Below are 12,355 nucleotides of genomic sequence, written 5' to 3'. Positions count from 1 at the left end.
CGTCGGATGGACAACGACGCCCGCTCCGCACGTCCGGTGGTGTTCGTGACGGGAGCCAGCCGTCCCGAGTCGATCGGTGCCGCTATCGCCCGCAACCAGGCAACCCTCGGCTGGGATGTCGCCTTCGCGTTCTGGGACGACTACGACGCCGGGATGCCGTGGGGAGCCCGCGAGCGCGCGCACGAGGTGCTGGCGGATGAGCTGCGCGCTCTGGGAGCGCGGGCGCTGCCCGTCGCGGTCGACCTGTCGCATCCGGAGTCTCCGGCACGCGCCGTGGAGCGGGTCCGCGCCGGCCTCGGGCCGATCCAGGCCCTGATCGCCAGCCACGCGCACTCGGTCGACAGCGGCCTGCTCGACACCAGCGTCGAGGCGTTCGACCAGCACTTCGCCGTGAACACGCGCGGAACCTGGCTGCTCATCAAGGCGTTCGCCGAGCAGTTCGCCGCGCACATCCCGGCCGACGCCGGACTCGGCCGCATCGTCGCGCTGACCAGCGACCACACCGCCCACAATCTGCCGTACGGCGCCAGCAAGGGCGCGCTCGACCGGATCGTGCAGGCCGCGGCCGTGGAGCTCGCGCACCTCGGCATCACGGCGAACCTCATCAACCCCGGCCCGATCGACACCGGCTGGATGACGCCCGAGCTCGCCGAGCAGCTCACATCGGAGACCGCTCTCGGCCGTCTCGGCACGCCCGCCGACACCGCCGACCTGGTCGCGTTCCTGCTCTCGCCTGCCGGCGGCTGGATCACCGGCCAGCTCCTCCACTCCAACGGCGGCTTCCACCTCCCCGTCTAGCAATCTGTTCCTCAGTTAATCCGCGTGAGAGCGCTCAAATCGCGGATTAAGTGAGGAACAGATTCAGGGGGAGGTGAGGACCTTGCGGATGCGGGGGAGGGAGACGGTTTCGGCGGTGCCGAGGGACTGGGCGAAGAGGGACACGCGGAACTCCTCGAGCATCCAGCGGGCGTGCACGATCGGGGGCGGCGAACCGGGCGCGAGGGGGATGCGGCCGCCGGCGTCCGTGTAGAGGGCGACCGCGGTCTCCACCTGCGTCTGCCAGGCGCGGTCGCGCCCGGGGTTGGTCGGCAGGGCCTGCATCCGCTGGGAGATCCCGGCGAGGTAGCGCGGCAGGTGCCGCAGCTGCTCCAGGCCGGTCGCCGAGACGAAACCCGGCCCTTTCGGATCGGCCCAGACGAGCCCGGCGAGCTGGCCCTTCGCGTCGTTGAGCGCCGGCAGGTAGGTGAGCGCCGTCACGCTCGAGATCGCCTTCTCGGCGGCCCGGGCGGCGGTGAGGATGCGCGTGACGAGCGCGACCGTCTCGAACATCGCATCCATCACGATGCCGGACACGCGGTCGCGCACCGCCTCGAACTCGGCGCGCATGAACACCTGGCCGTCGGGCTTCATCCGGTACAGCACCGAGTCCACCACGGCCAGGAGGCAGTCGTCGAAGAGCGCCTTGGTGTTCGGGTACGGGCTGGCCGCGAGGGTCAGCTTCTCGTTGGAGGTGAGGTGCTGCTGCACGTAGGCGACCGGTGAGGGGACGCTGGCGAGCAGCAGCCGCCGGACGCCTCCCGGCATGGCGCGCGCCTGCTCGGCCGGGGTGCCCATCAGTCGGATCGACACCGACGCGCCGTCGTCGACGAGCGCCGGGTAGGCGCGGATGACGTTCTTCGTGCCGCCCGGGCCGGTGTGGGTGGAGTCGACGAAGCGCGGGAGCTCATCGAAGTCCCAGGTGGTGAGGCCGGAGCGCTCGATGGCGTTGGGCGTCCGGGCCTCGGCGACGGCGGCGACCGAGTCGCGAGCGCGGGTGCGCAGGCGGTCCTGCAGCGCGGTCAGGTCCTTGCCGCTCGCGAGCGGGCGGCCGCGTTCCCCGATCACCTGGAACGTGGGGCGCAGGTGCGGCGGCAGCCGGTCGAGGTCGAAGTCCGTGCCGCTGACGCGCGACCCGGTCAGGCGGGAGATCGTCGCCGCGAGCGTGTCCACGAGGGATGCCGCGGGCCGCTCGCCCTCGTGCGCGCGCATCCCCGCGGTGCCGCTGAGCTCGCCGAGCAGGCGCTGGGCCCAGTCGGCGGCCGGCACCACCTGGCGCCGGATCGCCTTCGGCAGCGACTTGATGAGCGCGGTGACCAGCTCGTGCCGCAGGCCCGGCACCTGCCAGTCGAAGCCGTCCGGCAGCAGGCCGGCGAGCAGCGGCAGCGGCACCTGGACGGTCACGCCGTCGTCCTCGGCGCCCGGCTCGAACCGGTACCGCAGGGTGAGCCGCTGGTCGCCCTGCCGCCATACCGGCGGGAACGCCTCCTCGTCGACCTCGGCGGCCTCGTCGTCGAGCAGCGCCTCCGGGGTCATCGTCAGCAGGTCCGGCGTCTCCTGCCGCGCCTTCTTCCACCAGCCCTCGAAGGAGCGGGTGGAGACGACATCCGCCGGGATGCGCGCGTCGTAGAACTCGAACACCGCTTCGTCGTCGTTCAGGATGTCGCGCCGCCGGGTGCGCTCCTCCAGCTCGCGCAGCTCGGCGCGCAGCTTGCGGTTGGCGCGGTCGAACGCCTGGTGCGAGTCCCACTCGCCGTCGACGAGGGCGTGCCGGATGAACAGCTCGCGGGAGAGCGGTGCATCGATCCGCGCGTACTGCACCCGACGGCGCGGGATGATCGGCACGCCGAACAGGGTCACACGCTCGTAGGCGACGACCGCGCCCTGGTTCTTCTCCCAGTGCGGCTCGCTGTACTGCCGCTTGCACAGGTCGCCGGCGATCGGCTCGGCCCAGGCGGGGTCGATGGATGCGTTCATCCGCGCGAACAGCCGGGACGTCTCCACGAGTTCGGCGCTCATCAGGGCGTTCGGCTGCTTCTTGGCGAGCGTCGAGCCGGGGAAGATCACGAACCGCGTCTGGCGGGCGCCGAGGTACTCCGCCTGGCGGGGACCGCGAGCGCCGCCTTTCGCGCCGGAACCCGACTCCCGCACATCCTTCAGCCCGATGTGCGACAGCAGCCCGGCGAGCAGGGAGCGGTGGATGCCGTCCGGGTTCACCGACGGCTCGCCGATCGTCAGCCCGAGCGGCTTGGCGAGCTGGCGCAGCTGACGGTAGACGTCCTGCCACTCGCGCACCCGCAGGAAGTTGAGGTACTCGGCCTTGCACAGGCGCCGGAAGGCGCTCGACGAGAGCTCGCGCTGCTGCTCCTCCAGGTAGTTCCAGAGGTTGAGCAGGGTGAGGAAGTCGCTGGTCGGGTCGGCGAAGCGGGCGTGCTTCTCGTCGGCGCTGCCGCGCTTCTCGACGGGACGCTCGCGCGGGTCCTGGATGGTGAGTCCCGCCACGATCGCCATCACCTCGCGCGAGGTGCCGTGGCGCTTCGACTCGACCACCATGCGGGCGAACCGCGGGTCGATCGGGAGCTGTGCGAGCTGGCGGCCGACGGCGGTGAGCTTCGTGCCCTCCTTGGCGGGGGCGATGGCGCCGAGCTCGGTGAGCAGGTCGAGGCCGTCCTTGATGCCGCGCGAGTCGGGCGGCGTGAGGAACGGGAAGGCCGCGATGTCGCCGAGGCCGAGCGAGATCATCTGCAGGATGACGGCGGCGAGGTTGGTGCGGAGGATCTCCGGCTCGGTGAACTCCGGGCGCTTCTCGAAGTCCTCCTCCGAGTAGAGGCGGATGGCGATGCCGTCGCTCGTGCGCCCGGACCGGCCGGAGCGCTGGTTGGCGCTCGCCTGCGAGATCGCCTCGATCGGCAGGCGCTGCACCTTCGCGCGCGTGCTGTACCGGCTGATGCGCGCCGTTCCCGCATCCACCACGTACTTGATGCCGGGCACGGTGAGGCTCGTCTCGGCGACGTTCGTCGCGAGCACCACGCGGCGGCGCACGCCGGGCTGCGAGGACGGCTGGAAGACGCGGTGCTGCTCGGCGGCGGAGAGCCGGCCGTAGAGCGGGAGCACCTCGGTGCCGGGGAGGTTGCGGCCGCGGATCGCGTCGGCCGCATCGCGGATCTCGTTCTCGCCGGAGAGGAAGACCAGCACGTCCCCGCGGTCTTCGCGGGCCAGCTCGTCGAGCGCGTCGTTGATGCCCTGCAGGTAGTCGCGGTCGGCGGCGGGGATGGGGTCCGGATCGTCGTCGTCCTCCTCCATCGCCTCGGCGACGAGTGGACGGTAGCGGATCTCGACCGGGTAGGTGCGGCCGGAGACCTCGACGATCGGGGCGGGCGTGCCGTCGGCGGACGCGAAGTGCGCGGCGAAGCTCTCCGGGTCGATGGTCGCCGACGTGATGATCAGTTTGAGATCGGGCCGTTGGGGGAGCAGCTGCTTGAGGTAGCCGAGCAGGAAGTCGATGTTGAGGCTGCGCTCGTGCGCCTCGTCGATGATGATCGTGTCGTAGGCGCGGAGCAGCCGGTCGCGGCGCAGCTCGTTGAGCAGGATGCCGTCGGTCATCAGCTTGATGCGGGTCGCCTTCGACACCCGGTCGGTGAACCGCACCTGGTAGCCGACCAGCTCGCCGACGGACTGGCCGAGCTCCTCGGCGATGCGCTCGGCGATCGTGCGCGCGGCGATCCGGCGCGGCTGGGTGTGCCCGATGCTGGTGCGGCCCAGCTCCAGGGCGATCTTCGGGAGCTGCGTGGTCTTGCCGGAGCCGGTCGCGCCCGCGACGATCACGACCTGGTTGTCACGGATGGCGCGCGCGATGTCCTCCCGCTTGCGGCTGACGGGCAGCTCGGGCGGGAAGACGATGCGGGGGAGGGTCGCGGTCGAAGACATGAGCCCTCCAGTCTAGCCGCGTGACGCGCCCCGGGCGGGGGCGTTGCCCCGCGGCCCCGGGTGACGTAGGTTCGCCTCAACCCGATCGGGTCCTGTGTCGATGAGGACGAGGAGAACCCATGAGTCACGGCTATGCGACCATGTCCGTCGCGAGCATCCTGGCTGAGACGGCGCACCGGCTGCCGGACAACGTCGCGCTGATCTTCGCCGGGCAGGAGATCCGGTACCGCGAGCTGTGGGAGCAGACGCGCGCCTATGCGGGCGCCCTGCGCGATCTCGGCGTCGGGCCGGGCGACAAGGTCGCCCTGATGCTGCCCAACGTGCCCGACTTCCCGCGGTCGTACTACGCGGTGCTGGCCCTCGGCGCGGTCGTCGTGCCGATCCACGCGCTGCTCAAGGCCGAGGAGATCTCCTACGTGCTGCGCGACTCCGGGGCGTCGCTGCTCATCTGCGCGGCCCCGCTGCTCGGTGAGGGCGCGCGCGGTGCCGGGCTCGCGGGCATCCCGACGATCTCGGTGCTCGTGCCCGACGAGACGTACGAGCAGGCGCCGTTCCCGCGGCTGGAGGAGCTCGCCGCGGAGACCGAGCCGATCGACACCTACGTGCCGCGCGAACCGCTCGACACGGCGACGATCCTCTACACGAGCGGAACGACCGGCAAGCCGAAGGGCGCCGAGGGATGCCACTTCTCGCTCATCGAGCAGGTGAACGTGCTGCTCGCCGGCACCCTCGACCTCACGCCGGAGGACCGCATCCTGGGCTGCCTGCCGCTGTTCCACACGTTCGGCCAGACCTGCGTCATGAACATGGGCTTCCGCGCGGGCTCGGCGGTCGTGCTGGTGCCGAAGTTCGACGGGGCCACGGCGCTGCAGCTGCTGAACCAGCACGCGTGCACGATCATGACCGGTGTCCCGACGATGTACATCGCGCTGCTGGAGGCCGCCAAGGCCAACCCGGACCGTCCGCCGCTGCGCTACGGCATGAGCGGCGGCGCGGCCATCCCGGTCGCCGTGATCGAGCGGATGAAGGAGGTCTACGGGATCGACGTGCACGAAGGATACGGCCTCACCGAGACCTCGCCGGTCGCCTCCTTCAACCACCGCGGACGCCCGACGCGCGTCGGCACCGTCGGCACGCCGATCTGGGGCGTGGATGTGGAGATCGCCGACGCGGAGGTCGACGACCGGATCGAGCTGCTGCCGCGCGGCGAGCTCGGCGAGATCGTGGTGCGCGGCCACAACCTGATGAAGGGGTACCTGAACCTCCCGGAGGCGAACGCCGAGGCGGTCGTCGACGGCTGGTTCCGCACGGGCGACCTGGGCACCAAGAGCGACGACGACTACATCACGATCGTGGACCGGAAGAAGGACATGATCGTGCGCAACGGCTACAACGTGTACCCGCGCGAGGTCGAGGAGGTGCTGTCCACGCATCCCGCCGTCGCCATGGTGGCCGTCTTCGGTGTCGCCCACGAGACGCACGGCCAGGAGATCATGGCGGCGGTGACGCTGATGCCCGGAGGAGAGGCGGACCCGGACGAGCTGGTCGCCTTCGCCCAGGACAAGGTCGCCGCCTACAAGTACCCGCGGCGCGTCGAGATCCTCGAGGTGCTGCCGCTCGGCCCGAGCGGGAAGGTGCTCAAGCGGGAGCTCGTGGCGCGGTTCGAACAGGAGGGTGCGCACCCGGTCGGCTGACCGCATGCGGGCTGGTACCGTGGCGGATATGGTTGCACACGCAAATACTCCGCTTCTGACCCTGAACAACGGGACGACCATCCCGCAGCTCGGCTTCGGCGTCTTCAAGGTCGACCCGGCCGAGACGACCCGGATCGTCACGGACGCCCTCGAGGTCGGCTACCGCCACATCGACACCGCCGCCATCTACGGCAACGAGGAGGGCGTCGGCCAGGCCATCGCGTCCTCCGGCATCCCGCGCGACGAGCTGTTCGTCACCACCAAGCTGTGGAACGACCGCCAGACGGACGCTGAGAACGCCTTCGAGGAGTCGCTCGGCAAGCTGGGCCTCGACTACGTGGACCTGTACCTCATCCACTGGCCCACCCCGCAGAAGGACACCTTCGTGCAGGCCTGGAAGTCGCTCGAGAAGATCTACGCGTCCGGCCGCGCCAAGGCGATCGGCGTCTCGAACTTCCTCGTGCCGCACCTGCAGAAGCTGCTCGCCGAGACGGACATCGTCCCCGCGGTGAACCAGATCGAGCTGCACCCGGCGCACCAGCAGCCCGAGGTGACGGCGTTCTCGCACGAGAACGGCATCGAGATCGAGGCATGGGGTCCGCTCGGCCAGGGCAAGTACCCGCTCTTCGAGACCCCGGAGGTCGCTTCCGCCGCCGAGGCGCACGGCAAGACCCCGGCACAGGTCGTCATCCGCTGGCACCTGCAGACCGGCAACATCGTGTTCCCGAAGTCGAACTCGCGCAGCCGCATGGCCGAGAACTTCGACGTGTTCGGCTTCGAGCTGACCGCCGACGAGGTCGCCGCCATCAGCTCGCTGGAGCGCGAGGGCCGCGTCAGCGCACACCCGGACGAGGTCAACTGACCGGATCCGGACGGGAGGGCCCGGGGATGCGCGGCGCGGACGCGGTGTCGCATCCTCGGGCTAGGCTCGAAGGGTGAGGATCACGTCGGTCGCGGGGAAGATCAGCTACATCGTCGGCGCTTTCGCGCTCATCCTCGTCCTCAACGTGTTCCTCATCGCACGGCTGGTGAATCCGACCTTCGACGTGCTGATCGTCGCCGTGCTCAACGTCGCGTACGTCATCGTGGGCGTCCGCACCTTCCGGGGCGCCGGCGAGAACAAGACGGATCCGCGTCCGTGGTGGCGAGCGACCGCCCGCCCGGCTGCCGGGTTCTGGATCGGCGCGCTGCTGGTTGTGCTGGCCTTCATCTCCGGCGTCGGCGCGTTCGCGAGCGACCCCGAGGATGCGTTCATCCCGGCGCTCGCCTGCCTGACGTACGCGGTGCTCGCCGCCTTCTACCTCAACTCGTCGGTGCGGCTGCAGGGGATGGACACCGCCAGCTGACCGGGGCTTCCGTTCGCGTGCCGCGGTCGTAGGGTGAGCCCATGGCCAACCGACTCGCCGATGCGATCAGCCCCTACCTGCGTGCGCACGCGGACAATCCGGTGGACTGGTTCCCGTGGGGCGCCGACGCGTTCGCGGAGGCTCGCAGGCGGGACGTCCCCGTCATGGTCTCCATCGGCTACGCGACCTGTCACTGGTGCCACGTCATGGCGCGGGAGAGCTTCAGCGACCCGGCCGCCGCGGAGGAGCTGAACTCCCGGTTCGTGGCGATCAAGGTCGACCGGGAGGAGCATCCCGACGTCGACGCCGCCTACCTGTCCGCGGCCAGCGCGTTCACCGGCAACCTCGGCTGGCCCCTGACGGTGTTCGCGACGCCCGACGGCAAGGCGTTCTTCGCCGGAACCTACTTCCCGCCGCAGCCGGTCGCCGGGCGCGCGTCGTTCCGGCAGGTGCTGGACGCCGTCTGGGACGCCTGGACGGAGCGCCGCGCCCAGGTCGAGTCCGACGCGGGCACGGTCGTGACGGCGCTCGCCGCGGCGGCGGACGCCGCGACCGCCGTCGCGGACCTCCCCGACGACCGGCAGCTGGATGCGGCGGTCGCCCAGCTGGCGGAGGCGGAGGACCCGGAGTTCGGCGGCTTCGGCACGGCACCGAAGTTCCCCGTCGCGCCGGTGCTCGACTTCCTGCTGACACAGCCGTCCGGCCACGAGCTGGCGGCGCGCACCCTCGCTCGGATGGCGGCCTCGCCCCTGCGCGACCCGGTCGACGGCGGGTTCTTCCGCTACGCCACCCGGCGCGACTGGAGCGAGCCGCACTACGAGCGGATGCTCTACGACAACGCCCTGCTGCTCGACGCCTACGCGCGGGTATGGCGGCAGACCGGTGAGGAGTGGGCGGAGCGGACCGCCGACGGGGTGGCGGCCTTCCTGCTCGGCGTGCTGCGGCGTCCCTCCGGCGGCTTCGCCTCGGCGCAGGACTCCGAGAGCACGATCGACGGAGCCCGCGTCGAGGGCGCGTACTACACGGTGCCGCCGGAGGAACGGGCCCGGCTCGACCCGCCGCCGATCGACGCCAAGGTGCTGACCGGCTGGAACGGGTTCGCGATCGGTGCGCTCGCGCGGGCGGGGCGCATCCTGAACCGTCCGGCCTGGGTGGTGGCCGCGCGGGAGGCCGCGGACGCCGTGCTCGGCCGGCACCGCCGCGAGGACGGGACGCTGCTGCGCGCCTCCCTCGACGACCGGCGGAGCGAGGCGGGAGCGACCCTCGAGGACTACGGCGGACTCGCCGCGGGCCTGCTGGAGCTCGCGCTCGCGGCCGGGGACGCCTCGGCTGCCGTCGCCGCCCGCGACCTCGTCGACCTGTGCCTGGATGCTGCGGAGGGCGCGCCCGGTTCGGGCGACTGCCCGTTCGGCACGCCGGGGGGCGGCGACCCCGTGCTGCAGGCGACAGGGCTCGCGGTCAACGTCGACCCGTCCGAGGGGGCGTACCCGTCCGGGCTCGCCTCTCTGGCGCAGGCGTCGCACACGCTGTACCTCACGACCGGGGAGCGCCGGTACGAGCGGGCCGCCCGCGAGGGGATGCGGATGGTCGCCGCGCAGGCGGTGCGGGTGCCGAGCGCGTTCGGGACGTCGCTGGCCCTCATGTCGCGGCTGGCGGGGGAGGTGGAGCAGTTGGTCGTCGTGGTGCCGGATGCGGCGGGCGCCTCGGCGGCGGGGGCGCCGGGGGCTGGGGCGCCGGGCGTGGGCTCGGGCGATCTGCTCGCCGCGAGCCGGCGGCATCCCGCCCCGCTCGTCGCCGTGGCCACCGAGGCGCAGTCGGAGGAGCTCGCCGCCGACGGCTTCGAGCTGTTCGCGGCGCGCACCACGCGCGACGGACTGCCGACCGCCTACCTGTGCCGCGACTACGTCTGCCGGCTGCCGGTGACGGATGCGGCCGGGCTCAGCGCCGCACGCGATAGGTGAGGTGCGCGACCTCCGGCGTGACCCGCGACCGCACCAGCTCGAGGTCGAGTGCCGGGACCCGGTCGAACACCCGCTCGCCCGCGCCCAGGGTCACCGGGGTGACGTGCAGCCGCAGCTCGTCCACGATCCCGGCCCACAGCGCCTGGTTGAGCGTCTCGGCGCCGCCCGCGATCGCGACGTCGGCGTCGCCCGCCAGCTCGCGCGCCCGGTCCACCGCGGCGTGGATGCCGTCGGTCACGAACGTGAACGTGGTGCCGGTCAGCTCCAGCGGCTCGCGCTCGTAGTGCGTGAGGACGAAGACCGGCGCGTGATACGGCGGCTCGTCGCCCCACCAGCCGATCCAGTCGCCCAGCGGCTCATCCGGAGCGGGCCACTCGTGCCGGATCGGGCCGAACATGTTCCGGCCCATGACGTACGCGCCCGCTGCGGTGATGGCGTCGATCTCGGCCGCATGGGCGTCGCCGTACTCGAACATCCACGCGTGCAGCCGATTCTCGGCCCCCTCGCCCAGCGGCTGCTCCAGCGACTGGTTCGGGCCGGCCGCGAAGCCGTCGAGCGAGATGGCGATGTCAGCGGTGACGATACCCATGCGGGCAGCGTAGTCAGGCGCGCTCGACCTTGTCGAGCATCCCCCAGACGGCTTCGCTCAGCTCGGGATGCTCCAGGGCGATGCGACGGAGGACCGAGTACTCGAAGCGGGTGAACATCTCGCGGCCGGCCGCGGGATGATGCGCCCGGGACTGCTCCTCGGCGAGGTCGAACGCCTCGATGGCGCCCGCCCGGAGGGAGATGACGACCTGCTCGTCCACGCTGGGGAGCTCGGGGATGAACTGCCACGGGTCCTCGCCCGCACGGCAGCGGTGCTCGATGATCGCGGACAGCTCGTCGCGCGCCTGCTGGCGCAGCAGCTCGATGCTTCGGGGCACCTGCTCGCTCATCTCGCACCTCCCTTCCCCGGGGTCGTGGACGCTTCAGCGGCCGCCGCGCGGTCGCCGTCGGCCGCGCAGTGGCATCAGCCTAGGCGCTGCCGCCGACGCTCGCGAATCGGAGTGACACGGTGTGTCTACCGGGCACTCCGTCGGTCACTCCGTGCGTCACTCGGTCTGTCACTCCGTCCGTGCGAGGAGGTACGCGTTGAGCTCGGCGGTGAGCGCCGCATCCACCGGGTACTCGCGCCCGTCGAGGTGTGTGACGGGCGCTGCCTGCCGGACGCTGGAGACCAGCCAGATCGCGTCGGCCGAGACGACCTCGTCGAGGGTGAGCGGCGCGAACTCGGTGCGGAGGCCGCGGCTCTCGAAGAAGTCGAAGACGGCCGCCTGGGTCGTTCCGGCGAGGATGCCCTGGTCGGTGTTCGGGGTGCGGACGACGCCGTCGGTGAGCGTCACGACGTTCGAGGTGGGTCCCTCGAGCGCGTAGCCGTCGCTGCTCACGAACAGCACGTCGTCGGCGCCGCGGCGCGCGGCCTCGCGCTGGGCGGCGCGGTTCACCGCATACGACAGGGTCTTCGCCCCGGCGAGCAGCCACGGGGAGGTCTCGGCGACGTCGTGCCGGAGGCCGCGGTCGAGCACGACGACCTTGATGCCGAGCCGGGCCTGTCGGAAGTCCTCGCCGAGGTCGACGAACAGCCAGCCGCTCGGGGCGCCCGCGCCCTCCACGCCGCGCGTGTAGATGAGCTTCGCGAACAGCTCGTCCTCGGCGGGTCCGGCGCCGTTCCGGGTCAGGTAGTCGGCCACTCCGGCGCGGACGGCCTCCCGCCACACGTCCAGCGCGGGCTTCGGCAGGTCGAGCAGCTCGGCGGAGTGCGCGAGGCGCGCCAGGTGCGGCTCCAGCGCCTGCGGGTGCCCATTGATGACCGCAATGGTCTCGAACACGCCGTCGCCCCGGGTCACCGCGAGGTCGGTGATGCGCACCTGCGGCGCGTCGAAGTCGGCGACGACGAATCCCGGATCACCCGCCTCGGGCGTCCCGGTCGGCGAGGTGATGGTCAGCAGTGTGGCGCGCGTCATGCCCCCATTCTGCCCGCGCGCTGCCGCCGCGTCGCGTCCTGCGTGCGTCCCGGGTCCGTCCCGCGTCCGTGCCGGGTCCGTCCCGCGCTCTGGGCGCTCCGTCTGTCCCGCGGTCCGTCCCTCCGTCGAGTACACGAAAAGTGCACGTTTCGGCGGCGTGTCGCGTGCACTTTTCGTGTACTCGACGGAGGGGCGGCGGGGGCGCGGCGGGGCGCGGCGCTCAGGAGGTGGTGCGGATACGGAAGGCGTCGTCGTCCTGGGGCGGGACGTCGGTTACGGTGACGGAGTCGACGGAGGCGCCGGGCGGCCCGGTGCGCAGCCAGTCCAGCATCCGGTCGACCTGGTCCTGGTCGCCCTGCACCTCCGCCTCCACGGTGCCGTCGAGGCGGTTGCGCGCCCAGCCGGTCACCCCGATGCGCTGCGCGGCCTCCCGCGCGCTCCAGCGGAACCCGACGCCCTGGACGCCCCCGGTCACGATCGCTCGCCTGCGGATCATGGCCCCATTGTGCCCCCGGACCCGTTGCGGCGGTCGGGGCCGCGCCGCGCCGCGCCGCGCCGGGTGCGACTGCCACCGTTTGGAACGTGCGCGGCGGCGCGACGGGGCG

The 12,355-nt window shown here is 71.8% G+C and carries 10 protein-coding genes; 5 read left to right on the top strand and 5 right to left on the bottom strand.

Translation table 11 applies throughout. The features are described from left to right. The first annotated feature begins 6 nt into the window (after nucleotides 1–6). Nucleotides 7–798, top strand: coding sequence for an SDR family oxidoreductase (locus tag J2W45_RS07640; protein WP_310130439.1), 792 nt, complete (start codon nucleotides 7–9; stop codon nucleotides 796–798). A 63-nt stretch (nucleotides 799–861) separates the two neighbouring features. On the opposite strand, the gene hrpA is transcribed toward J2W45_RS07640, so the two are convergent. Beyond that, on the bottom strand, nucleotides 862–4,743 hold the full coding sequence (gene hrpA, locus J2W45_RS07635) for an ATP-dependent RNA helicase HrpA (RefSeq protein ID WP_310130437.1): 3,882 nt from the start codon (nucleotides 4,741–4,743) through the stop codon (nucleotides 862–864). Between the two features lie 119 nt (nucleotides 4,744–4,862). On the opposite strand from hrpA, the gene J2W45_RS07630 reads away from it, so the two are divergent. From J2W45_RS07630 to J2W45_RS07615, 4 genes are all read left to right on the top strand, one after another. Next, entirely contained in the window at nucleotides 4,863–6,437 is a 1,575-nt protein-coding gene (locus J2W45_RS07630) for a long-chain-fatty-acid--CoA ligase (RefSeq protein WP_310130434.1), read from the top strand. A 28-nt stretch (nucleotides 6,438–6,465) separates the two neighbouring features. Beyond that, on the top strand, nucleotides 6,466–7,299 hold the full coding sequence (locus tag J2W45_RS07625) for an aldo/keto reductase (protein ID WP_310130431.1): 834 nt from the start codon (nucleotides 6,466–6,468) through the stop codon (nucleotides 7,297–7,299). 73 nt (nucleotides 7,300–7,372) lie between these two features. Beyond that, nucleotides 7,373–7,783: a hypothetical protein gene (locus tag J2W45_RS07620; protein ID WP_310130429.1), complete on the top strand. Its 411-nt coding sequence runs from the start codon at nucleotides 7,373–7,375 to the stop codon at nucleotides 7,781–7,783. A gap of 41 nt (nucleotides 7,784–7,824) precedes the next feature. Continuing rightward, complete coding sequence (locus tag J2W45_RS07615; RefSeq protein ID WP_310130427.1) at nucleotides 7,825–9,744, top strand: thioredoxin domain-containing protein; 1,920 nt, start codon at nucleotides 7,825–7,827, stop codon at nucleotides 9,742–9,744. On the opposite strand, the gene J2W45_RS07610 is transcribed toward J2W45_RS07615, so the two are convergent. The 4 genes from J2W45_RS07610 to J2W45_RS07595 all read right to left on the bottom strand — a co-directional run bounded on the left by J2W45_RS07610 (nucleotide 9,722) and on the right by J2W45_RS07595 (nucleotide 12,246). Beyond that, nucleotides 9,722–10,333 (bottom strand): dihydrofolate reductase family protein, encoded by a 612-nt coding sequence (locus tag J2W45_RS07610; RefSeq protein WP_310130424.1) that lies wholly within the window; start codon nucleotides 10,331–10,333, stop codon nucleotides 9,722–9,724. The genes J2W45_RS07615 and J2W45_RS07610 overlap by 23 nt on opposite strands. 13 nt (nucleotides 10,334–10,346) lie before the next feature. Beyond that, nucleotides 10,347–10,682: a hypothetical protein gene (locus J2W45_RS07605; RefSeq protein ID WP_310130423.1), complete on the bottom strand. Its 336-nt coding sequence runs from the start codon at nucleotides 10,680–10,682 to the stop codon at nucleotides 10,347–10,349. Between the two features lie 168 nt (nucleotides 10,683–10,850). Then, nucleotides 10,851–11,750 (bottom strand): aminodeoxychorismate lyase, encoded by a 900-nt coding sequence (locus J2W45_RS07600; protein WP_310130421.1) that lies wholly within the window; start codon nucleotides 11,748–11,750, stop codon nucleotides 10,851–10,853. Nucleotides 11,751–11,970: 220 nt separating this feature from the next. Continuing rightward, nucleotides 11,971–12,246, bottom strand: a complete 276-nt coding sequence (locus tag J2W45_RS07595; RefSeq protein WP_310130419.1) for an acylphosphatase — start codon at nucleotides 12,244–12,246, stop codon at nucleotides 11,971–11,973. Nucleotides 12,247–12,355: the final 109 nt, after the last annotated feature.

The organism is Leifsonia shinshuensis (assembly GCF_031456835.1).
Classification (GTDB): Bacteria; Actinomycetota; Actinomycetes; order Actinomycetales; family Microbacteriaceae; genus Leifsonia; species Leifsonia shinshuensis_C.
The sequence above is the reverse complement of the archived record's forward strand: the minus strand, read 5'-3'. Positions and strand labels throughout refer to the sequence as shown.

Excerpts from the sequence above, each read along its gene's own strand:
- J2W45_RS07640 (WP_310130439.1), top strand. The coding sequence starts at position 7 with ATGGACAACGACGCCCGCTCCGCACGTCCGGTGGTGTTCGTGACGGGA.
- hrpA (WP_310130437.1), bottom strand. The coding sequence starts at position 4,743 with ATGTCTTCGACCGCGACCCTCCCCCGCATCGTCTTCCCGCCCGAGCTG.
- J2W45_RS07630 (WP_310130434.1), top strand. The coding sequence starts at position 4,863 with ATGAGTCACGGCTATGCGACCATGTCCGTCGCGAGCATCCTGGCTGAG.
- J2W45_RS07625 (WP_310130431.1), top strand. The coding sequence starts at position 6,466 with ATGGTTGCACACGCAAATACTCCGCTTCTGACCCTGAACAACGGGACG.
- J2W45_RS07615 (WP_310130427.1), top strand. The coding sequence starts at position 7,825 with ATGGCCAACCGACTCGCCGATGCGATCAGCCCCTACCTGCGTGCGCAC.
- J2W45_RS07610 (WP_310130424.1), bottom strand. The coding sequence starts at position 10,333 with ATGGGTATCGTCACCGCTGACATCGCCATCTCGCTCGACGGCTTCGCG.
- J2W45_RS07605 (WP_310130423.1), bottom strand. The coding sequence starts at position 10,682 with ATGAGCGAGCAGGTGCCCCGAAGCATCGAGCTGCTGCGCCAGCAGGCG.
- J2W45_RS07600 (WP_310130421.1), bottom strand. The coding sequence starts at position 11,750 with ATGACGCGCGCCACACTGCTGACCATCACCTCGCCGACCGGGACGCCC.
- J2W45_RS07595 (WP_310130419.1), bottom strand. The coding sequence starts at position 12,246 with ATGATCCGCAGGCGAGCGATCGTGACCGGGGGCGTCCAGGGCGTCGGG.